This window comes from Agromyces sp. H17E-10 (assembly GCF_022919715.1).
Lineage (GTDB): Bacteria > Actinomycetota > Actinomycetes > Actinomycetales > Microbacteriaceae > Agromyces.
On sequence record NZ_CP095042.1, the window covers coordinates 3,934,527 to 3,956,237 of the forward strand.

Below are 21,711 nucleotides of genomic sequence, written 5' to 3' on the forward strand. Positions count from 1 at the left end.
TCGATACGCGTCGTCGCTGCCCGCCGGCGCTACTCGACCACCGGGGTGCTGCGTCGCTGCGGGCCGGCACACCCGTGAACGGGCGGCTCAGAAGAGGTTCTGCAGGTCGATCATGACGCGCGGGATCGCGTCCATCTGCGCCTGCGCGAGCAGGATGACGATCGCGTAGCTGATGACGGTGATGAGGGGCACCCACTTGAACCACGCGCCGGCGAGCCGGCGGACGCGTGCCGAGGCCGGAATATGCCCCTCGCGCAGGTTGTACAGCGTCAGCGCCCAGAACGTCGGAATGGTGACGGCCCACGTGAGCATGCACCACGGGCACAGCACGTCGAGCACGTAGATGCTCTGGGCGATGAGCCAGCCGACGAACACCAGTGCGCCCGCCACGCCGACGTTGAAGCCGATCCAGAACCAGCGCGCGAAGGTCGCGCCCGCGAGGATCGCCACGGCGATCGTGATGACGACGGGCCAGGCCATGAGCCCGACGAACGGGTTCGGGAACCCGAAGACCGCGCCCTGCCACGAGGCCAGGTTCGTGCTGCACCCGACGAGCACGCCCACGTTGCAGTTCGGCACGTGGCTCGGATCCTGCAGCGTGAGCACCTTCTCGACCGACAACTCGAAGGCGGCGAGCAGCCCGAGGGCTCCGGCGATGATGAGGAAGATCGCGAGGGCGAGCGGCTTGGAGCGCTCGGCGGTGTCGGGCATGCTCGGATTATGGCACGCCGATTCCCCAAGGCGCTGCCAGAGCATGCGATAATCGAGGGAGTCGTCCGGGCCGCGCCCGGCACGGCGCCAACGAAGGCTTTGAGGATGCGACGCATCCGAGTGGGCGGGAGAAACCCGCAAGACGTGGCGATCACGGCAACCGCCGATCGCAGAATTGATGGTTCGGCGGCACTGCGCGAAACGCGGTGCCGCTCCAGAGGAGTACGGATCCACGGCGCGGCCGCGGCATCCGGTGTAGGAGTGCACCAGAGATGGTGGAAGGCAACGAGAAGAACAGCAACGAACCCGATTCGCGCGGCAGCGCCCCCAAGCGGCGCGGCGGCCTGTTCGGCGCCCGACGGTCGCGTCGGGCCTCGAGCGAGCCCGCGCTCGAGTCGGCAGCCACCGAGGGCGTGACCCCCGAGTCGCCCGCGGCGCCGAGCGAGCCGGCCGAAGCCGTGACGCCGGCACGCGACGCGGATGCCGCGGCAGACGCCGGGTCGTCGACCGCGGGGGAGTCGACGGCCGAGGCGCCTGCCGACGAGGCATCCGGCGACGAGGCGCCCGCTGCCGACGAGACCGCGCCGGCGGTCTCGCCGATCCCCGCGACGCTCACCACGACGTCGCTCATCTTCCACGCACCGCCCGTGTTCGAGGTCGCCGAGCGCGACGAACCGCGAACCGACGAGGGCTCGACCGTCCGACGCCGCACCCGTCGCCGTTCGGGTGAAGAGAGCCGTCCGACCGGCGATGAGCCGGCCAACAACGTGGTCAAGGTGCGCAAGCCCCGCGAGCCCGAGCTCATCACCGAGCCGCAGAAGGTCAAGGGCTCCACCCGCCTCGAGGCCAAGAAGCAGCGCCGCCGCGACGGCCGCGACGCGGGCCGCCGTCGTGCGGTCATCACCGAGGCCGAGTTCCTCGCACGCCGCGAGTCGGTCGACCGCTCGATGGTCGTCCGCGAGAAGGGCGGCCGCATCCAGATCGGCGTGCTGGAAGACGGCGTGCTCGTCGAGCACTACGTCGCGCGCAACCAGGATGCATCCCTCATCGGGAATGTGTATCTCGGCCGCGTGCAGAACGTGCTGCCCAGCATGGAGGCGGCGTTCGTCGACATCGGCCGCGGCCGCAACGCCGTGCTCTACTCGGGCGAGGTCGACTGGGAGGCCGCCGCCGAGAACGGCGAGAAGAACCAGCCCCGTCGCATCGAGCTCGCCCTGAAGCCCGGCGATCGCGTGCTCGTCCAGGTCACGAAGGACCCGGTCGGGCACAAGGGCGCCCGCCTCACGAGCCAGGTCTCGCTGCCCGGCCGCTACCTCGTGTACGTGCCGAACGGCTCGATGAACGGCATCAGCCGCAAGCTGCCCGACACCGAGCGCGCGCGCCTCAAGAAGATCCTCAAGGAGGTGCTGCCCGAGAACCAGGGCGTGATCGTGCGCACCGCGGCCGAGGGTGCGACCGAGGAGCAGCTGACGCTCGACGTCAACCGCCTCATCGCGCAGTGGGCCGACATCCAGCAGACGCTCGAGAAGGTGCAGGCGCCCGCGCTCCTGCACTCCGAGCCCGACCTGCTGATCAAGATCGTGCGCGACGTCTTCAACGAGGACTTCCAGAAGCTCATCATCGAGGGCGACGACGCGCGCCAGACGATCGAGCGCTACCTGCGCGCCGTCGCGCCCGACCTGCTCGAGCGCGTCGAGGCGTACGCCGGCGACCGCGACTCGTTCGACGAGTTCCGCATCACGGAGCAGATCGAGAAGGCGCTCGACCGCAAGGTCTGGCTGCCGTCGGGCGGCTCGCTCATCATCGACCGCACCGAGGCGATGACCGTCGTCGACGTCAACACCGGCAAGTTCGTCGGTTCGGGCGGCAACCTCGAAGAGACGGTCACGAAGAACAACCTCGAGGCTGCTGAAGAGATCGTGCGTCAGCTGCGGCTGCGCGACATCGGCGGCATCATCGTGGTCGACTTCATCGACATGGTGCTCGAGTCGAACCGCGACCTCGTGCTGCGCCGCCTCGTCGAGTGCCTGTCGCGCGACCGCACGAAGCACCAGGTCGCCGAGGTGACCTCGCTCGGCCTCGTGCAGATGACGCGCAAGAAGCTCGGCCTCGGCCTCCTCGAGTCCTTCTCGGAGCCCTGCGAGGTGTGCGCGGGCCGCGGCATCATCGTGCACCACGAGCCGATCCTGAAGCACCGCGCCCCGCAGCAGCCCGAGCGCCGTCGCAACCGCGGCGGCGGCCAGTCCCAGCCGCAGCAGCAGCCGGCGACCCCGGCCGCCCCGCACGCCGGAACGCACGCGATCACCGACGACGCGAAGCACGCGCTCGCCCAGATCGCCGCGTCGACGATTCCCCACACCGACGCCAAGGGCGACGAGTCCGGCCTCGAGGCGGCGGCGGCACTGGCCGAGACCGAGGCCGCCGCATCCGCAGCGACCGACGCCCCCACCGGTGGCCGCCGTCGTGGCCGGCACCGCCGCGTGTCGCAGGAGGCGGGCCGCCCGGAGGGCGCGACCGCCGCGACCGCCGATGCAGCGCCCGCGCCGTCGGCCGAGCCCGTCGAGGCGGCGCTCCCGATCATCGACCTGCCCGAGCCGGCCTCCGACCGCAAGCGTCCCGTGCCGACCGCCGAGGCCGAGGTGCTCCTCGACTCGGTGCTCGACGCGCTGCCGGCGCCGAAGAAGGCCGGTGAGGGCCGCACCCGCAGCCGCCGGGTCTCGACGGCCGCGCTCAGCGCCGGTGGCTCGATCCCCGTGATCACCCGTGCCGACGGCGACGCCGGCGACGAGGCATCCGACCGGTCAGAATGACGTGCTGCCTGCGCGGTCGCGCCGTTCGCGCGGCGTGACCCGCAGGCCGCTTCGCCGCAGGCGACGGACGAGCTCACGCGGGCTCACCGGTTCGGCGCCGGCCGCGACCAGGTCGTCGTACCGTTCGATCGGGACGTCGTAGTGGTCGAGGTCGAACGCCCTGGGCGGCAGATCGGCGCGGCGGGCGAACGCCTGCAGTTCCTCGATCGACTCGTCGCTCACGAGGTGCGCCCAGACCGTGCCGTGCTTCGGCCACAGGGGCGTGTCGATGAGGACGGTCATGAGGGGATGCTACGCCGCGATGGCGCACGACGCGCCGTCGCCGCGCGTTTGACCCTCTCAGACTGATCCGGTAAACTCGACCGTTGGTGCCGCTGCTTATCCCAGTGGGCGCCATCTTGCAGTCGAGGCTGCACATCGTTTTCTGGCAGTCACCACCCTTCTTCCCGCTGGGGCGACCGCGCAGTGACAATCCCTTCAGACAGACGGAGCTCCGGCTCCCCAGAGATAGGTACGAGTAGTGGTTTACGCAGTAGTGCGCGCCGGCGGTCGGCAGGAGAAGGTCGAAGTCGGCACCATCGTGACGATGGACCGCATCAAGGCTGACAAGGACGGCAACGTCCAGCTCACCCCGGTCCTCCTCGTCGACGGCGACAAGATCACCTCCGACGCCAAGTCGCTCGCGAAGGTCACGGTCACGGCCGAGGTTCTGGGCGACCTCCGCGGCCCGAAGATCGTGATCCAGAAGTTCAAGAACAAGACCGGCTACAAGAAGCGCCAGGGCCACCGTCAGGAGCTCACGCGCGTCAAGGTCACCGGCATCAAGTAACCCCGCGGCGTCCAAGGAGAATCAGACATGGCACACAAAAAGGGAGCGAGCTCCACTCGCAACGGTCGTGACTCGAACGCGCAGCGCCTCGGCGTGAAGCGCTTCGGCGGCCAGGTCGTCAGCGCGGGCGAGATCCTCGTCCGCCAGCGCGGCACCCACTTCCACCCGGGTGCGGGCGTCGGTCGCGGTGGCGACGACACCCTGTTCGCGCTCGAAGCCGGCGCGGTGCAGTTCGGCAACAAGGGCGGCCGCAAGGTCGTCAACATCGTGGCGGTCGGCGAGTAGTCGACCGACGGTCTTCGTGAGGGCGGGCTTCGGCTCGCCCTCACGTGTTTCATCACTCGGATTTCAGGAGGAGGGGTCGGCATGGTCAGCTTCGTCGACGAGGTGACGCTGTACCTGCGCGCCGGCCACGGCGGCAACGGCTGCGTCTCGGTGCGGCGGGAGAAGTTCAAGCCGCTCGCAGGCCCCGACGGCGGCAACGGCGGCCACGGCGGCGACATCGTGCTCGTCGCCGACCCGCAGGTGACCACGCTGCTCGCGTACCACGGCCGTCCGCACCGGTCGTCGTCGAACGGCCAGCCCGGCATGGGCGACAACCGTGCGGGCGCGGCCGGCGACGACCTCGAGCTGCCGGTGCCCGTGGGCACCGTCGTGAAGGACGATGAGGGCAACGAGCTCGCCGACCTCGCCGAGCCCGGACTCCGCTACGTCGCGGCGGCCGGCGGCCTCGGCGGCCTCGGCAACGCCGCCCTCGCGACCACGAAGCGCAAGGCGCCCGGGTTCGCCCTCCTCGGCACCGACGGCGACGAGATCGAGATCACGCTCGAGCTCAAGACGATCGCCGACGTCGCACTCGTCGGGTTCCCGAGCGCCGGCAAGTCGAGCCTCATCGCCGCGCTCTCCGCGGCGCGCCCGAAGATCGCCGACTACCCGTTCACGACCCTCCACCCGAACCTCGGCGTCGTGCAAGCGGGCGACCACCGGTTCACGGTCGCCGACGTGCCCGGCCTCATCGAGGGCGCGAGCGAGGGCAAGGGGCTCGGTCTCGAGTTCCTGCGCCACGTCGAGCGCTGCTCGGCGCTCCTGCACGTCATCGACTGCGCGACGCTCGAACCTGGACGCGACCCGATCAGCGACCTCGACGTCATCCTCGCCGAGCTCGCGGCGTACCCGGTGCCGGAGGGTCAGATCCCGCTGCTCGACCGCCCGCAGCTCATCGCACTCAACAAGGTCGACGTGCCCGAGGCGAAGGAGCTCGCCGACTTCGTGCGGCCCGAGCTCGAGTCGCGCGGCTACCGCGTGTTCGAGATCTCAACCGTGAGCCACGAGGGTCTCCGCCCCCTCGGCTACGCGCTCGGCGAGCTCGTCGACCGCGCCCGGGCCGAAGCCGCAGCCGCTCCCGCGCCCGAACGCATCGTCATGCGCCCGAAGGCCGTCGACGAGGTCGCCTTCACGGTTCGCGCCGAGGGCGGAAGCTACGGCACGCTGTACCGCGTCATCGGCAAGAAGCCCGAGCGCTGGGTGCAGCAGACCGACTTCGCGAACGACGAAGCCGTCGGCTTCCTGGCCGATCGGCTGGCGAAGCTCGGTGTCGAGGACGAACTCGTGCGGGCGGGCGCCGTGGCCGGTTCGACGGTCGTGATCGGCAAGGGCCAGGGTGTCGTGTTCGACTGGGAGCCGACGCTCACGTCGACCGCCGAGCTCATCACCGCACCGCGCGGCACCGACGCGCGCCTCGACGAGAACCGTCGTGCGACCCGCGCCGAGCGCAAGAGCGAGTACCACGAGCGGATGGACGCGAAGGCCGAGGCCCGCGCCGAGCTCGAGCGCGAGCGCGAGGCGGGCATCTGGGTCGACGACGAGATCGACCCCGCGGCGACCGCCGGCGGTGACGAGGCGACCGAGCGCGAGGACGAGCGGTGAGCCTCCGCTCGCGCTCCGAGATCCCGACGGCCCGCCGGATCGTCGTGAAGGTCGGCTCGTCGTCGATCAGCGGCGAGAACACCGGGCAGATCGCGCCGCTCGTCGACGCGCTCGCGACCGCCTACGGGCGGGGCACCGAGGTCGTGCTCGTCTCGTCGGGTGCGATCGCGACGGGCATGCCCTACCTGCGGCTCGACGCCCGACCCTCCGATCTGGCGACCCAGCAGGCGGCCGCGTCGGTCGGGCAGAACCTGCTCATGGTGCGCTATCAGGACGCGCTCGACCGCTACGACATCGTCGCCGGCCAGGTGCTCCTCACGGCCGGCGACCTGGAGAACGACACCCCGCGCGTGAATGCCCAGCGCGCGATCGACCGGCTCCTGGCGCTGCGCATCCTGCCGATCGTGAACGAGAACGACACCGTCGCGACCCACGAGATCCGGTTCGGCGACAACGACCGCCTGGCCGCGCTCGTCGCCGAACTGATCGGTGCCGACCTGCTCGTGCTGCTCTCCGACGTCGACGCCCTCTACACGAAGCCGCCGCACCTGCCGGGGGCCGAACGCATCGCGCGCGTGGCGTTCGGCGACGAGCTCGCCGGCGTCGAGATCGGCTCGGTCGGTCGCGCGGGCGTCGGCACGGGCGGCGCGGAGACGAAGGTCTCCGCCGCGCGGGTCGCGGCCGAGGCGGGGGCCGCCGTACTGATCACGGCGACGCCGCTCGTGGCCGAGGCTCTGGCGGGCGTCGAGCTCGGCACCTGGTTCGAACCGGCCGGCTGACGCCGCACGGCGGGGCAGTGCTCGACCCCGCCGCCCGACGTCACACGGGACCGGCGAAGGGCGGGCTCGCCTAGGCTTGGACCATGGACGAACCCGACCTGGATCCCGACGTGCTCGACGACCGTCTCGCCGCCGCGAAGGCGGCGTCGTACCGGCTGGCACGGGCCTCGACGGCCGAGAAGGATGCGGCCCTCGCCGAGGTTGCGGCGATCCTTCGCGAACGCGCCGACGAGATCGTCGCGGCGAACGCGCGCGACCTCGAAGCCGGGCGCGACAACGGACTCTCGACGGGCCTGCTCGACCGCCTCGCGCTCGACGTGCGCCGCGTCGGGGCGCTCGCAGACGCGGTGCTCGAGGTGATCGCGCTGACCGATCCGATCGGCGAGACGGTGAGCGGGCGATCGCTGCCGAGCGGGGTGCGCATCGACCAGGTGCGGGTGCCGCTGGGCGTCGTGGGGGCGATCTACGAGGCGCGCCCGAACGTGACGATCGACATCGCGGTGCTCGCCCTGAAGAGCGGCAACGCCGTGGTGCTCCGCGGCGGCAGCGCCGCCGAGCAGACCAACGCCGTCCTCGTCGAGGTGCTGCGCTCCGCGCTCGAGCGTGCGGGTCTCCCCGGCGACGCCGTGCAGACGGTCGACGACTTCGGTCGGACGGGCGCCCGCCATCTCATGCAGGCACGCGAGTACGTCGACGTGCTCATCCCGCGGGGGAGCGCCGGCCTCATCCGGGCCGTCGTCGACGAGGCCAGGGTCCCGGTGATCGAGACGGGTGCCGGTGTCGTGCACATGTTCCTCGACGAGAGCGCGCCCGAGGAGTGGGCGGTCGAGCTCGTGCACAACGCAAAGGTGCAGCGGCCGAGCGTCTGCAACGCGCTCGAGACGTTGCTCGTGCATCGTGCTGCCGCCGAACGGCTGCTGCCCGCCGTGATCGACCGGCTCGAGGCATCCGGGGTCACCGTGCACGCCGACGAACGCGTCCGCGCGATCCGGCCCGACACGGTTCCGGTGACCGACGAGGACTGGGCCACCGAGCACATGAGCCTCGACCTGTCGGTCGGCGTCGTCGACTCGCTCGACGACGCGCTCGCGCACATCCGCCGCTACTCGACGAAGCACACCGAGGCGATCGTCACGAACGACCTCGCCAACGCCGAGCGCTTCCTCAACGAGGTGGACGCGGCGGCGGTCATGGTGAACGCGTCGACGCGCTTCACCGACGGAGCGGAGTTCGGATTCGGCGCCGAGGTCGGCATCTCCACGCAGAAGCTCCACGCACGCGGGCCGATGGGCCTGCCGCAGCTCACGAGCACGAAGTGGATCGTCAGGGGAGCGGGTCACGTGCGCGCCTGAACGCAGCGCACCCTCGACCTCGATAGACTGGCGAGAGCGTTACCCGCAGGATCGAAAGGAACGGCCGAATGAGCCTCACCACCGCAGCGTTGACCGGAACGGTGCTCACCGAGTCGGTGCATGCGCACGAGCTGGGGGTCGAGACCTGGGTGTTCGGGCTCATCGCCCTCATCATCTTCGCGATCCTCGGTATCGTCACCGCGTCGTACCGCGACGTCGCGAACCGCCACCGCGCCAAGGCCGAGGCGTACGCCGCACGTCACGCCGGCGACGCGCACGGGCACGGTCACTGAGGCGAGTGGTCGCCCGGTGACGGTGCCGGGCCGCCGATCCCGCGTCGGGATCATGGGCGGCACGTTCGATCCGATCCATCACGGCCACCTCGTGGCCGCGAGCGAGGTCGCGCAGTCGCACGACCTCGACGAGGTGATCTTCGTGCCGACCGGTCAGCCGAGCTACAAGACGGTCGTGACCCCGGCCGAGCACCGGTACCTCATGACCGTCATCGCGACGGCCTCGAACCCGCGCTTCACGGTGAGCCGCGTCGACATCGATCGCCAGAAGGCGACCTTCACGATCGACACGCTGCGCGACATCCGGCGCGAACGCCCCGATGCCGACCTGTTCTTCATCACCGGTGCCGATGCGATCGCCCAGATCCTCTCGTGGAAGGACGTCGACGAGCTCTGGGAGCTCGCGCACTTCGTTGCTGTGAGTCGCCCGGGACATGTGCTGAGCGTTTCGGGTTTGCCGGAGCAGGACGTAAGCTTGCTTGAGGTTCCGGCTCTGGCGATCTCGTCGACCGACTGCCGGAGCAGGGTGCGCCGGGGTTTCCCGGTGTGGTACTTGGTCCCCGATGGGGTCGTCCAGTACATCTCCAAGCACCATCTCTACCGGAGTGTCGAATGACGTCGTCGAACGAACCGCCGCTCACGCGCCGTGAGCTGCGTGAGCGCGAGCGCCTGCGCGAACAGCAGGCCGCTTCGTCGACCCCCGACGCCGCACAGCCGTTCACGGCACCGTCCGCTCCGACGGCGACTCCCGCGGTTCCGCCGCAGGCACCCGCCGTTCCCGCGCCGCAGCCTGCGACGCCCGCCCCGCAGCCGGTCAACCCGCAGTTCGCCGCGCCGGTCCAGGCTGCGGCCGCGCAGGTCGCGCCGAGCCCCAGCTACGCGCCGCCCCGTCCTGCCGGCGGCTTCGACGCCGTGCTCGCGACCCCGCAGGCGCCGACGCAGTCGCAGGTTCCGCAGCAGAATCCGTTCGCTCCGCAGCCCGTGACCCCGATTCAGGCCGCTCCTCCCGTGGCGGCTCCGGTGCCGGTGATCCCCGCGCCCGCGAACCCGATCGCCGCGGCATCGGCTCTTCCGGTCGAGTCGGCGCCGACGGCCTCGGCGGCCCCTGCCTCGCCGCAGACACCCGAACGCACGCTGACCCGGCGTGAACTGCGGGCGATGCTCGAGGGATCGGCGCTCGACGAGTTCGACGGCGAACTCGACAGCGACGACGTTCCGGGCGCATCGCAGGCCGTGCCGTCTCCGCAGGCCGCGCACCCGCAGGTCGTGCACCCGCAGACGGGGCTGCCGCTCTCGTCGACGCACCCGGCGCCGCCCGCACCGCCGCAGACGGCCTCGCCGCTCGTGCTGCCCGGTTCGCAGGCGGCGATGCCGGCGTCGCTCGCGACCCCGATCGACCAGGTGCCCACCCCGGCGCCGAGCGCACCCGCTCACTGGACCACCCAGCTCGACGTTCCCGACGACGAGCCCTCGGGGCCGTTCGACCAGCTGCTGTCTCGTGGCTCGCTGAGCCACGGGGTCCCGACGACGACGAACGCGCTGATCCTGCCGTCGCTGCCCGACAGCGGGGCGTTCGGCGACTCGCTCGCGCAGTCGGGCGAGGTGCTCGCGACCGGATCGATCGACCTGCCGCGAAGCTACGGTGCGACGGGCGTGCACCCGAGCCAGATCGACTCGTCCGACGTCGACCGTCTGTTCGACAGCGTCGAAGAAGTCGGCACCGGGGTCGCGCCGGTGGCCGCGACGAGCGCGATCAGCACCCAGGGCGCCGCCCGCACGATGATGGCCCCGCCGAAGAAGGAGGGCATGAACGTGCCCCTCGTGCTCGCGGTCACCGCCGGTGTGCTCGCGCTCGGTGTGGTCGGCACGCTCGTGATCGGCGCCATGTCGGGACTCTTCTGAGCTCGACATCTCCGCAGCCGACGCCCGCCACGATCTCCGACTCCGATTCTCATTCCGAAAGTGAGCGAATGACCGCATCCGCACAAGCCCTCGACGCCCTCTCACGCGCGGTGCGCGCAGCCGATGCGAAGGGTGCCGAAGACCTGGTGGCGCTCGACGTGTCGGGACCGTTGCCGTTCGCCGACGTGTTCCTCCTCGCGACCGGAAACTCGGAGCGCAACGTCGTCGCGATCGCCGACGCCGTCGAAGAGGCGCTCGGTCGGGCCGGCCGCCGCGAAGGCCACGATGCGGGACGATGGGTGCTGCTCGACTTCGGCGACCTCGTCGTGCACGTCTTCCACCGCGAGGAGCGCATGTACTACGGGCTCGAGCGGCTCTGGGCCGACTGCCCGGCGGTCCCGCTCGAGCCGTTGCTCGCGGCCAAGGGCTGATCGGCGGGCGAATCGCCCGGGGTGCCCTCGTCGATTTCGCGAGGTGGCATCCGCTGGTGTAAGCTCGACATGTTGCCCCGCGAGAGCGGGAGACAGCGGAGCGAGAGCTCCGACCACGTCGGGTGATTCCCGATACGGGTCTGTGGCGCAGCTGGTAGCGCACCTGCATGGCATGCAGGGGGTCAGGGGTTCGAGTCCCCTCAGATCCACCAAGAACCCCTGATGAATCGCGAGATTTGTCAGGGGTTGTTTCGTAGAAATGGGCCGGAAACGGGCCGTTGGGGCTGTTTTGGGTCACTTTTCAGAACGATGACAGGCTTCCACAGGCATCCACATGCGATGTCCTGAGAGAGTAAGCAATGCGGCGTGATGCGCACTCCTGAGGAGTATGAGCACATCAACCGATCACACCGTTCCAGCATCCCGGTTCGTCGACGAGCTGGGGGACTACCTCAGCGTCGACGAACTGGCGCAGTACCTGCAGCTGTCCAAAGAGACGATCTACCACTGGCGTCTCGAAGGCACCGGCCCGAAGGCCACCAAGCTCGGCAAACATCTGCGATACAGCCGCGAGAACGTTCAGGCTTGGCTACAGGCCCGGACGGATCGACGGTGAGGACGGCGATGGCTTCATACTCTGTGAACACAGAGGGCGATTACGATGCCACGCAGCAGAATGGAACCCGGCTCACACGGGGAAATCACCTACCACGACCTGCCCGACGGCCGAGTTCGCGGCACCGTCATCTTCCGCCGCATCGACGGGAGCTACGGCAAACTCCGCACCCGCGCGATCTCGAGGGCGAGCGCGCGTCGTACGTTGGTCGAAAAGGTTGGCGACGAGTACGAGGCGGTTCAAACCACGGGGGACGGACTCACGCCGGACTCGCTTTTCATCGATCTCGCGCACGAGTACATGGAGCACGTGGCGTTCACGGGGGACCAGCGCGACACGACGCGGCACGAGAACCAGCGCCTGATCGAGAAGAAGATCGCGCCACTGATGGGATCGCTCGCCCTTCGCGAGATCAAGGCGAGCACGGTGCTGCGGGTCTACAAGACGATCCATCGGGCGACGCCGCGACAGGCCGACTCGTGCAAAGCGCTGATCAGCCAGATTTGCTCCTACGCCGTCATGAACGACCTCATGATCGCCAACCCGGCGCGCGAGGTGAAAAGCGCGAAGCGCCGACCGAAACCCATCTACGCGCCGGACGCGATGGAGCTGGAGAGCTTCCGGGCGTTGATACGCGACTACCAGGATCGCGAAGATCGGATGGGGCCGCGGCCATCCGATCTGCTCGGCGATGTCGTGGATCTGATCCTCGCCACCGGCGCTCGCGTGAGCGAGGCGGTCGGCCTCAAGTGGCAATTCGTTGACCTCGACGCCGAACGGCCGAGCATCACGATCGCCGGGAAGATCGTGGACTCCAAAGGCCAGACGAAGCACTACGAGGACTACCTCAAGTCTGAGTCAGGTTGGCGGCGGATCTCAATTCCAGTCGAACTCGTGCCAATGCTCCGTCGCCGCAAGATTGCATCGGGCGGCAACGAGTTCGTCTTTCATACCCGCACTGGGGCACCCAGCGGCACGCAAGATGTGCACCGGTCGCTCCGGCGAGTCCGCGAATGGGCCGGGCTTGAAGAAGAGCTCGTGCCGCACGCTCTCCGAAAGTCAGCGGTGACAGCTGTTGCCGACGCACTCGGCATTGAGGGGGCCGCCCAGTTTGCCGGCCACAAACGTTCGCGCGTCACTGAGCAGTACTACGCGAAGCGTGCCGTTCAGGCTCCCGACACGTCAGTGGTGCTCGGTAGTTTCCAGCGCGCTATGCGCACGCAAGGCGAGGCAGTTGACCTCGAAGTCGCGAGCTCGGTCGTTGGACATGATGAGCAAGTGTTCTCGTCGGGAAAACGACTGGCGCCCGTGCATCCAGCCGCAGAAGCATCCAACCGTATCTCGGCATCGTCGACGTACTCGAGAACTGTTCGATGAAATTCTGGCGACGGGGCGTGCCCGTCCATTCGGGTCTGACGTCCTCGAAATGAGGGCCTCAGACAGGCGCGCGTCGATCACCTCGAAGTCGATTCCGACGTGAACGACATGCTGCGACTGGTTTCGAGCAAGAAAGCAGCCGGCCGTTCTTCAGCGGAACTGGACATGCGGACGGAAACGAAGGCTCCTCCATGCGATGTCAGGGCGTGCGCACGCAGAATTCACGCCGTAGGGCTTCGGGCGCGGGGCTCTGGTCCGCGCCGTGTGGCGGTTCCAAATTGGAGGAAATCCATCTGCTTGCGTTCGGCAGAGGAATACGCCCGCGAACGGTGTAGGTATCTTCCGGGGCGTTGAGGGCGACCGCGCAGAATGTCTCCAGCTGCTTGATCCGCCTGGGCTTCGCGGGGCCAGGCGGTCGCATACCGCGAGCCGTGCTGTTCGTCAATCAGCTCCGCACAGCGTTAAAGTGCTGCGACGAGTGCATCGGCTGCGGCGCGTGAGCGCGTCATCCGAGTCGGGTCGGCATCGAAGTCACCGAGGAAGACGGAGCCGAGAGCGCAGGTGAGCACGCCGTATGCCACGGTCATGCAGGCGTCGGGCGATGAATCGGGATGGCTTGCGGCGACGAGGTCGGCGAGTTGGAGCCGGGTCGCCGTGTAGGCGGTGGTAAGCACCTCGGCGATCTCGGGGCTGGTGCGCGACAGCTGCACGAAGCCGAGCACGACCGCGTTCTCGCGGTCGGGGGCGCTGAACACGGGGCCGAACAGGTAGTCGAGCGCCGACTCGAGGTCGGTCGTTCCCGCTGGCAGTATCGAGCCCACCTCGCCGATCTGGTCGCCGAAGAGCGCGATCGCCGCGTCGAGCAGCAGCTTGTCACGGTTACCGACGAAATGGCGCACATGGCCGCGCGACATACCGGTCGCGGTGGCGATGCGGTCGAGCGTCGTGCCGTGGATGCCGTGCTCGGCAATCGTCGCCATCGTCGCGTCGAGGATCTGCTCGCGCCGTTCTGCGGCGACGGAGGGGCGTGCCATCGACCCTTCTCCTCTCGTGGGGTGCTCTGCCCGAGTGTAACGTCCGGCCAGTTTAGTCTAGTCCGACTTGACTATTTACGGGGATCTCCGTAACGTGACCGTCACCGCATCGGCATACCCTGCCGAGCACCGTCTCAAAGGAGTGACATGACCGACATCCAGCGCATCCCCCCGGCGCCCGAGAGCCCGCTCTCGCAACCCGTGCGCGTCCGGATGCGCGATGGGGTGCTGCTCGCCGGTGATGTCTACCTGCCCGGTGCACCTAACGCCACTGACTCCGCGCCGGGCGACACGATTCTCATCCGCCTGCCGTACGACAAGTCGGGCGTCTACTGTTTCATCCCGCAGGTCGCCGAGTACCTCGCGCAGCATGGCTACCGGGTCGTCGCGCAGGACGTGCGCGGCAAGTTCCGCTCCGAGGGCGACGCGCTGCTCTTCGTCAACGAGGTCGACGACGGCTACGACACGATCGAATGGATCACGAAGCAGTCCTGGTCGAACGGCAGCGTCGCGATGTGGGGCGACAGCTACTACGGCTACACGCAGTGGGCCGCCGCGGCGAGCGGGCACCCGGCGCTCAAGGCCATCGCGCCGCGAGTCACCGGGACCGGCCTCGGCGAGCCGGTGCGCCGGAACGCCGAGCAGCGCACGCGCCCGGTCGAGTGGGGGGTCACCTACATGTATCCGCTCACGAACTTCTTCGCCAACGACACGCTGCACTGGGAGCCCGACTGGACGCGTCGCGACTTCGCGGCCCAGGCTGAGGAGTTCATGGCCGAGGTCGGTGCCCGCGGGCTGAGCTACGACCAGTGGTACCCGAACCCGGTCGTGCTGCGCCGCTTCCCGAACGGCGACCCGTTCGCCGGACGATCGGTACCAGCGCTGCACACCATCGGGTGGTGGGACAACTGCGCTCCACTGTCGTGGGCCGACGTCGAACAGATCTCGCGCCGCCCGAACTGGGACGCGCATCACTACCTGCGCATCGAGTCGATCGATCACGAGAGCTATCAGCTGTTCGAGGCCGACGGCGACCGCGTCGCCGACCGCAGCGACGAGCAGATCCGCGACCTCCTGCCGCGCATCCTCGACCCCGCGCTCGCCTTCTTCGAGGTCTTCGTGCGCGGCAATGGATCGGCTGGCTGCCTGCCTCGCGTCACCTGGAACCTCGCAGGCACCGACGGCATGCGCGAGAGCGCGGCATGGCCGCCCGCAGGTGCGCGTCGCGTCATCCGGTACGCGACCAGCGAGGGAGGCCTCGCAGTCGAGCCCGCCGCCGATGAGACGGTGCTCGCGTGGGTCCATGATCCCGACGACCTCGTGCCGTCGAGTGTGCCCGACGCGTTCTCCTTCTTGTTGTACCTTCCCGACGAGGCGGCACTCAGCGAGCGTGCCGACGTGTTGCACTTCGACTCCCCGCCGCTCGCCGCCGACGTCGATCTCGCGGGTCCAGTCTCGGCTCGCATGCGGATCGCCTCGGACGGGCCGGTCATGGACTGCTTCGTACGAGTGCTCGACGTCGCCCCCGACGGCAGTGCGCTGCGCATCGCGCGCGGCCAGGTGCAGCTGCTCGACGCGAACAACGCCGACGGCCCCGCCGTCGTCGATATCGACCTCGGCCACGTCGGGTACCGCCTGCGGGCGGGGCACCGGCTGCGGGTGCACGTCTCGAGCAGCGACTACCCCGAGTTCCTACCGCAGACCGGCACGGGCGCCGATCCATGGACCTGGGGCGAGACCCGCGCCAACGCCCAGTCGCTCGTCGTCGGCGGCGCCGACGGGTTCGAGCTCACCCTCACCGTCCTCGATGGAGACCTCCCGTGAATCCCACTGCCGCTGCATCGTGGCCGCGCCTCGAGTACGTCTTCGAGATCCGCGCCACGATCGACCCCGAGTTCCACATCGGTCGCGGGCCCGAGGAGCAGCTCTCGTTCACCCCGGTGTCGGGCGGCAGCGTCGCCGGGCCGCGGCTGAACGGCGAGGTGCTTGGGGGCGGCGGGGACTGGGCGGTCGAGCGGTTCGGCACCGCCCAGCTCGAGGCCCGATACCTGATCCGGGCCGACGACGGCGCTGTGGTCGACATCCTCAATCGCGGCTACTTCCGGGCGACCCCCGGGGTGCTCGAGCGGATGGACCGCGGCGAGCACGTGCCCGAGGACGACCCGGGCCTCTACTTCCGCACCGCGCCGGTCTTCCAGACCGACGCGCCCCAGCACCGCTGGCTCGCCGAGCACCAGTTCGTCGGCCTCGCCCGCGACGAGGACGGCCAGGTCTGCATCCGCGTCTTCCTGCTCGCCTGAATCCCCGGCCGCGACATCCCCACACGACCCCATCACCCCGCATCACCAACCGAACGGACCCCCACCATGAACCGAACCCGACTCGCGGCAGGCGCCGTCGCCTGCGCCGCGTTGCTCGCCCTGACCGCGTGCACCCCGCGTGACAGCGCCGATGTCGATGGCGACCCCGGCGAGCTCACGATCGTCGACGCGCTGCCCGCGGGCACGAAGGCCGTCGACGAGGTCACCTGGGCGATCGCCGAGGGCGAGCCCGCCACCCTGAACCCGGCCGCGTCGGCGAACCTCATCATCCCCAACCTGTGCGACAACCTGCTCTCGCTGCAGCCCGACTTCTCGATCGAGCCCGGCATCGCGACGAGCGCCGAGTTCGTCGACCCGGTGACCTTCGTCATCGAGCTGCGCGACGACGTGACGTTCTGGGACGGCAGCCCCGTGACGGCCGACGACGTGGTCTACAGCCTGCAGCAGGGCATGAACCCCGAGTCGCAGTGGTACGGCGCCTTCGCGCTCGTCGTGCCCGATCCCGCCACGGGCATCGTCGCGACCGGCCCGAACGAGGTCACCGTGCACTTCGTCGCCCCCGACTCGACCTTCCGCGACGCGCTCGCCGGCCAGGGCGGCGCCGTCATGCAGAAGGCGTTCGGCGAGGCGGCGGGCGACGCGCTCGGCACGCCCGACGGCGGCCTCATGTGCACGGGCCCGTACGAGCTCGCAGACGGGGGCTGGAAGCCGGGCAGCGCGATCACGACGACAGCGAACGCGGACTACTGGAACGGCGCACCGCTCGTGAAGACGCTGACCTACACCTTCGTCAACGACGGGTCGACCCTCGCGACCGCCCTCACGCAGGGCGAGATCGACGGGGCCATCAACGTCTCGCCGAGCTCGCGCGCGGTCTTCGAGGGCGACGGCGCCGGCACACTCACGATCGGCCACTCGACCGCGTCGTACAGCTTCGGCCCGACGACCGCAACGGGTCCCGCGGCGAACCCGAAGATCCGCCAGGCGCTGAGCCTCGCCATCGACCGCGACCAGTACCTGCAGACCGTCGTGAACGGCCTCGGCTACGTGCAGAAGACGCTCGTGCCGGAGTTCTCGTTCCAGTCGATGGCGGAGGCCGACGTGTACCAGGCCGGCTACGACGCGCTCGCGGACCCCGAGGTCGACCTCGAGCAGGCGAAGCAGCTCGTCACCGACAGCGGCGAGGACGTGAGCGAGCCGCTCGTCGTCGCGGTGCCCGCGGGCGCCAAGGAGTTCGAGCAGACCGCGACGATCATGCAGGCCGCCGGCGAGAAGATCGGCCTCGACCTCGAGATCGACGAGATGCAGGCCTCCGACTTCGGTGCGCTGTTCTACGACCCCGCCAAGCGCGAGGGCGTCGACTTCGTCGCCACGCAGGGGTACCTCGAGACCCCGGGCGTGCTCGGCTACCCGTCGCTGTTCGTGCTGCCCGCCGAGCAGGGCGGCATCTTCAACTGGAGCGGCTACGACGACGGCGAGGTGACCGCGCACATGATGGCCGCCCGCAATGCGACCGACGTCGAGGCGGCCGCGAACGAGTTCGTCGCCGCGCAGGCCGTCTACGCCCCCGACCAGCTGCAGGTCACGCTCGCGGGCACGTACCAGCTCACCTACCTGAACGACGAACTCACGGGCGTCACCACGTCGGTCGCCGCGTACAGCAGCCCCTGGGCGCTGCACCTCGGCGGCAAGTAGGCCGGCCGGCGGTCGCGCACGCGAGGACGAACGAAGAGAGGAACGGTGCGGTGAACACCCTGACCCGAATGCTGCTGGAGCGGCTCGGCGGCCTGCTGCTGACGCTGTTCCTCGCGAGCATCGTCATCTACTCGGCGGTGCTGCTCACCGGCGACCCGATCGCGGCGCTCGCCGGGGGCGCCAAGCCGACGCCCGAGCTCATCGCCGAAATCCGGGCCGAGTACCACCTCGACGACCCGGTCTGGCAGCGCTACTGGGAGTGGCTCACGGGTGCGATCCAGGGCGACTTCGGGCGGTCGTTCGTCTACAAGACGGCGGTGACGACGCTCGTGGCGCCGCGGTTCGCCATCACTCTGCAGCTCGTGCTGCTGACGGTCGTGCTGATCCTCGTGTTCGGCGTGGGCTCCGGCATCCTGGCCGCGACGAGGGGCCGCGCGGTCGACCGCGCCGTGGCGACGGGGACGTCGCTGGGAATGGCGCTGCCGACGTTCGTCGTCGCGATCCTGCTGATCTGGATCTTCGCGAAGAGCCTCGGCTGGTTCCCCGTATACGGGGAGGGCGACGGCGCCTGGGATCGCCTGTGGCACCTCGTGCTGCCCGCGATCTCGCTCGCGGTGCTGTTCATCGCGTACATCAGCCGGGTCACCCGCAGCGCGCTCGTCGCGCAGCTGCACTCCGAGCACGTCGACACGGCGAGGGTGCGCGGCATCCCGCGACGCCGGGTGTTCGGGGCGCACGTCTTCCGCAACGCGTCGCCGCAAATCCTCGCGATCGCGGGCACGACGATCGCCGGGCTCTTCGCGGCGTCCGCGATCGCCGAGGTGGCCTTCGGGCTCGGCGGCATCGGATCACTCCTCGTGCAGGCCGCGGCCCGTGCCGACCTGCCGGTCGTGCAGATCGTGTCGCTGCTCCTCGTAACGATCTTCGTCGTGCTGAACGCGGTCGCCGACCTCGTGAGCGCGCTCATCGACCCGACGAGCGTCGAGGGGGGTGCCCTCGCATGAGCGTCGCGCAGATCGCACCGGGGGCGGTGCCCGCCGCGGCCCGTCGCGCGGCGAAGCGCGACTGGACCTTCGTCGTCGCGCTCGCCGTGCTCGCGGTCGTCGTCGTCATCGCGGTCGCCGGACCGTGGCTCGCGCCCTACGACCCGTACGAGCTCTACGTCGGCCCCGTGAACGGCGCGCCGAGCGTCGAGCACCTCTTCGGCACCGACGACCTCGGCCGCGACATCCGCTCGCGGGTGCTCGTCGGCGCCGGGGCGAGCGTGTTCGCACCCGTCGTCGTGGTGCTGCTCTCGACCCTCCTCGGCGTGGCGCTCGCGCTCGCCGCGGCGTGGTTCGGCGGGTGGGTGTCGGGCGGCATCGCACGACTCGTCGATGTCATCTTCGCGATCCCGGGCCTCGTGATCGCGGTGCTCGCGGTGACGCTGTTCGGCAAGGGGCTCGTCGCCCCCGTCGTCGCGCTCGCGATCGCCTACGTCCCCGTCGTCGCCCGGCTGACCCGTACCACCGCCTCTCGCGAGCTCGGCAAGCCGTACATCGCGGCGCTCACGGTGCAGGGCGTGTCGAGCCTCGCCATCTGCTTCCGGCACCTCGTGCCGGCCATGATCCCGATCGTCGCCGCGCAGATGGCGGTGGGCTTCGGGTACGCGATGCTCGACCTCGCCGCGATCTCGTTCCTGGGCCTCGGGCAGCAACCGCCCGCGCCCGACTGGGGATCGATGATCTCGAGCGGCCAGGCGAGCATCCTCGCCGGCGCCCCCGAGCAGTCGGTCTTCCCGGCGATCCTCGTCGTCGTCACCGTCCTCGCCGTTGGCATCGTCGGCGCGCGCGTCACAATCTGGGCCGAGGAGAAGGAACGATGAACGCACCCGTGCTCGAGATCGAGGGCCTCGACGTGTTCGCGCCCGGCGCCGACGGGCCCCGTCAGCTCGTCTTCGGCAGCACGCTCGCGGTCGGCCGCGGCGAGGCGGTCGGCCTCGTCGGCGAATCCGGCTCGGGCAAGACCCTCACCGTGCGCGCCGTCGCCGGCCTCCTGCCCGACGGGTTCACGACGAGCGGCACGATCCGCATCGACGGGCGCGACCTGGGGGCGATGAGCGCCCGCGAGCTCCGCGACCTGCGCGCCCGCCGCCTCGGCATGGTGTTCCAGACGCCGCGGGCGCACCTGAACCCGCTCCGCACGATCGGCGACTTCATGACCGAGGCGCTCGTGCACGTCGCCGACGTGAGGCCGGATGCCGCCGCGAAGCGCGCCATGGACCTCCTCGACGAGGTCGGCATCACCGATCCCGCCCGGCGCATGCGGCAGCATCCCGCCGAACTGTCGGGCGGCCTGCTGCAGCGCGTCATGATCGCCGCGACGCTCGCGATGGACCCCGACCTCCTGCTCGCCGACGAGATCACGACGGCGCTCGACGTGACGACGCAGGAGGAGGTCATGGCGGTCATCGCCGACCTGCGGGCCCACCGCGAGCTCTCGCTGCTGTTCATCACGCACGACCTCGCGCTCGCCGGGGCCGTCTGCGACCGGGTGAACGTCATGCAGCACGGGCGCATCGTCGAGACGCTCCGCGCCGCGACCATGCGGCAGGACGCGCGGGACGACTACACGAGGGTGCTCATGTCGGCGTCGCTCGACGAGGCGCCCCCGATCGAGACGGATGCCCCTGCCGCGCGCCCGATCATGACGCTGGCGAACCTCAGCAAGGCGTACCTGGTGCGCGGTGCGAACGGCCGCCGGGACACCCTCGTCGCCGTCGACGACGTCTCGATGGAGCTCGCGCCGGGCGGCTCCCTCGGCATCGTGGGCGAGTCGGGGTCGGGCAAGTCGACCACCGCGCGCCTGCTGCTCGGCCTCGAGCGCGCCGACGGCGGCACGATCACGGTCGACGGCGAGGACTGGAGCGTGCCCGCGCGCCGCGGCGCCGAACGGCGGCGCCGCGCGAAGATCGCGCAGATGGTCTTCCAGGACCCGTACCAGTCGCTCGACCGCCGCCAGACGGTGCGGCAGTGCCTCGTCGAGGCGGTGCGGGTGCACCGGCCGCGCGACGCGAAGGCCGCCGTCGACGCCCGCATCGCGGAGCTCATGTCGCAGGTTCGCCTCGACGCCGGGCTGCTCGACAGCCGGCCGCGCGCCCTCTCGGGCGGTCAGCGGCAGCGGGTCGCGATCGCCCGCGCGCTCGCGGCAGACCCCGTGCTGCTCGTGCTCGACGAGGCGGTATCGGCGCTCGACGTGACGACGCAGGTCGAGATCCTGACGCTCCTCGACTCGATCCGTCGCGAGACAGGCGTCGCGCTGCTCATGATCACGCACGACCTCACCGTCATCCGGCGGCTGTGCGACCAGGTCGTCGTCATGCGGCAGGGGCGCATCGAGGAGCGCGGCACCGCCGCGCAGATCCTCGACGAACCCTCGGCCGAGTACACCCGGCTGCTGCTCGACTCGATCCCGCGCGAGGGCTGGACGCCCAGACGGCGCAGACTGGGTCGTACGCAGTCCCTGCCGACCGTCACCCGATCGAGCGCCATGATCCCCGACGCCTGACCCTGTCGACCGGATCGCCGATCAGGCTGTTTCGGCTCGTCTGAGGCGGGCTTCACTTGGGATGCCGCGGCGGAGGCATCCCCGACCCA

Annotated in this window: 21 protein-coding genes and 1 tRNA gene; 19 read left to right on the top strand and 3 right to left on the bottom strand. The window is 70.0% G+C overall.

Translation table 11 applies throughout. From position 1 onward, the window contains the following. Positions 1 to 87: 87 nt before the first annotated feature. Positions 88 to 711 carry a vitamin K epoxide reductase family protein gene (locus tag MUN74_RS17790; RefSeq protein WP_244853940.1) on the bottom strand — a complete coding sequence of 208 codons (624 nt, stop codon included), beginning with the start codon at positions 709 to 711 and terminating at the stop codon, positions 88 to 90. A gap of 272 nt (positions 712 to 983) precedes the next feature. Between MUN74_RS17790 and MUN74_RS17795 the strand changes: the two genes are divergently transcribed. Further along, on the top strand, positions 984 to 3,521 hold the full coding sequence (locus tag MUN74_RS17795) for an Rne/Rng family ribonuclease (protein WP_244853941.1): 2,538 nt from the start codon (positions 984 to 986) through the stop codon (positions 3,519 to 3,521). Here MUN74_RS17795 and MUN74_RS17800 read toward each other — a convergent pair. Further along, positions 3,513 to 3,803 (bottom strand): DUF4031 domain-containing protein, encoded by a 291-nt coding sequence (locus MUN74_RS17800; RefSeq protein ID WP_244853942.1) that lies wholly within the window; start codon positions 3,801 to 3,803, stop codon positions 3,513 to 3,515. The genes MUN74_RS17795 and MUN74_RS17800 overlap by 9 nt on opposite strands. Positions 3,804 to 4,041: 238 nt before the next feature. Here MUN74_RS17800 and rplU point away from each other — a divergent pair, with 238 nt between their 5' ends. The 12 genes from rplU to MUN74_RS17860 all read left to right on the top strand — a co-directional run bounded on the left by rplU (position 4,042) and on the right by MUN74_RS17860 (position 13,026). Further along, the gene (gene rplU, locus MUN74_RS17805; RefSeq protein ID WP_231430969.1) at positions 4,042 to 4,350 is read left to right on the top strand and encodes a 50S ribosomal protein L21; all 309 of its coding nucleotides are present in this window, start codon (positions 4,042 to 4,044) and stop codon (positions 4,348 to 4,350) included. A gap of 27 nt (positions 4,351 to 4,377) precedes the next feature. Further along, positions 4,378 to 4,635 carry a 50S ribosomal protein L27 gene (rpmA, locus tag MUN74_RS17810; RefSeq protein ID WP_022888079.1) on the top strand — a complete coding sequence of 86 codons (258 nt, stop codon included), beginning with the start codon at positions 4,378 to 4,380 and terminating at the stop codon, positions 4,633 to 4,635. An 81-nt stretch (positions 4,636 to 4,716) separates the two neighbouring features. Further along, on the top strand, positions 4,717 to 6,276 hold the full coding sequence (gene obgE, locus MUN74_RS17815; protein ID WP_244853943.1) for a GTPase ObgE: 1,560 nt from the start codon (positions 4,717 to 4,719) through the stop codon (positions 6,274 to 6,276). Beyond that, a complete protein-coding gene (gene proB, locus MUN74_RS17820; protein WP_244853944.1) occupies positions 6,273 to 7,055 on the top strand; it encodes a glutamate 5-kinase in 783 nt (260 codons plus the stop codon). The genes obgE and proB overlap by 4 nt, the downstream gene beginning before the upstream one ends. Positions 7,056 to 7,138: 83 nt before the next feature. Further along, the gene (locus tag MUN74_RS17825; RefSeq protein WP_244853945.1) at positions 7,139 to 8,407 is read left to right on the top strand and encodes a glutamate-5-semialdehyde dehydrogenase; all 1,269 of its coding nucleotides are present in this window, start codon (positions 7,139 to 7,141) and stop codon (positions 8,405 to 8,407) included. Between the two features lie 68 nt (positions 8,408 to 8,475). Further along, positions 8,476 to 8,700 carry a hypothetical protein gene (locus MUN74_RS17830; RefSeq protein WP_244853946.1) on the top strand — a complete coding sequence of 75 codons (225 nt, stop codon included), beginning with the start codon at positions 8,476 to 8,478 and terminating at the stop codon, positions 8,698 to 8,700. Positions 8,701 to 8,752: 52 nt separating this feature from the next. Continuing rightward, positions 8,753 to 9,316 (top strand): nicotinate-nucleotide adenylyltransferase, encoded by a 564-nt coding sequence (gene nadD / locus MUN74_RS17835; protein ID WP_231430974.1) that lies wholly within the window; start codon positions 8,753 to 8,755, stop codon positions 9,314 to 9,316. After that, on the top strand, positions 9,313 to 10,602 hold the full coding sequence (locus tag MUN74_RS17840; RefSeq protein ID WP_244853947.1) for a hypothetical protein: 1,290 nt from the start codon (positions 9,313 to 9,315) through the stop codon (positions 10,600 to 10,602). The genes nadD and MUN74_RS17840 overlap by 4 nt, the downstream gene beginning before the upstream one ends. A gap of 68 nt (positions 10,603 to 10,670) precedes the next feature. Further along, on the top strand, positions 10,671 to 11,033 hold the full coding sequence (rsfS, locus tag MUN74_RS17845) for a ribosome silencing factor (RefSeq protein ID WP_244853948.1): 363 nt from the start codon (positions 10,671 to 10,673) through the stop codon (positions 11,031 to 11,033). Between the two features lie 136 nt (positions 11,034 to 11,169). Next, a tRNA-Ala gene (locus MUN74_RS17850) sits at positions 11,170 to 11,245 on the top strand. Positions 11,246 to 11,421: 176 nt separating this feature from the next. After that, positions 11,422 to 11,649, top strand: coding sequence for a helix-turn-helix transcriptional regulator (locus MUN74_RS17855; RefSeq protein WP_244853949.1), 228 nt, complete (start codon positions 11,422 to 11,424; stop codon positions 11,647 to 11,649). A gap of 60 nt (positions 11,650 to 11,709) precedes the next feature. Continuing rightward, a complete protein-coding gene (locus MUN74_RS17860; protein ID WP_244853950.1) occupies positions 11,710 to 13,026 on the top strand; it encodes a tyrosine-type recombinase/integrase in 1,317 nt (438 codons plus the stop codon). 461 nt (positions 13,027 to 13,487) lie between these two features. Here the strand turns inward: MUN74_RS17860 and MUN74_RS17865 are convergent, their stop codons facing one another. Further along, complete coding sequence (locus tag MUN74_RS17865) at positions 13,488 to 14,060, bottom strand: TetR/AcrR family transcriptional regulator (protein WP_244853951.1); 573 nt, start codon at positions 14,058 to 14,060, stop codon at positions 13,488 to 13,490. Between the two features lie 147 nt (positions 14,061 to 14,207). Here MUN74_RS17865 and MUN74_RS17870 point away from each other — a divergent pair, with 147 nt between their 5' ends. From MUN74_RS17870 to nikE, 6 genes are all read left to right on the top strand, one after another. Beyond that, positions 14,208 to 15,884 (top strand): CocE/NonD family hydrolase, encoded by a 1,677-nt coding sequence (locus tag MUN74_RS17870; protein ID WP_244853952.1) that lies wholly within the window; start codon positions 14,208 to 14,210, stop codon positions 15,882 to 15,884. Beyond that, positions 15,881 to 16,360 carry a DUF3237 domain-containing protein gene (locus MUN74_RS17875; RefSeq protein WP_244853953.1) on the top strand — a complete coding sequence of 160 codons (480 nt, stop codon included), beginning with the start codon at positions 15,881 to 15,883 and terminating at the stop codon, positions 16,358 to 16,360. The genes MUN74_RS17870 and MUN74_RS17875 overlap by 4 nt, the downstream gene beginning before the upstream one ends. 66 nt (positions 16,361 to 16,426) lie before the next feature. After that, a complete protein-coding gene (locus MUN74_RS17880; protein WP_244853954.1) occupies positions 16,427 to 18,076 on the top strand; it encodes an ABC transporter substrate-binding protein in 1,650 nt (549 codons plus the stop codon). A gap of 50 nt (positions 18,077 to 18,126) precedes the next feature. Next, positions 18,127 to 19,080 (top strand): ABC transporter permease, encoded by a 954-nt coding sequence (locus MUN74_RS17885; RefSeq protein ID WP_244853955.1) that lies wholly within the window; start codon positions 18,127 to 18,129, stop codon positions 19,078 to 19,080. After that, positions 19,077 to 19,940 carry an ABC transporter permease gene (locus MUN74_RS17890; protein ID WP_244853956.1) on the top strand — a complete coding sequence of 288 codons (864 nt, stop codon included), beginning with the start codon at positions 19,077 to 19,079 and terminating at the stop codon, positions 19,938 to 19,940. Before MUN74_RS17885 ends, MUN74_RS17890 begins: the two co-directional genes overlap by 4 nt. Continuing rightward, the gene (nikE, locus tag MUN74_RS17895) at positions 19,937 to 21,622 is read left to right on the top strand and encodes a nickel ABC transporter ATP-binding protein NikE (RefSeq protein WP_244853957.1); all 1,686 of its coding nucleotides are present in this window, start codon (positions 19,937 to 19,939) and stop codon (positions 21,620 to 21,622) included. The genes MUN74_RS17890 and nikE overlap by 4 nt, the downstream gene beginning before the upstream one ends. Positions 21,623 to 21,711 lie beyond the last annotated feature (89 nt).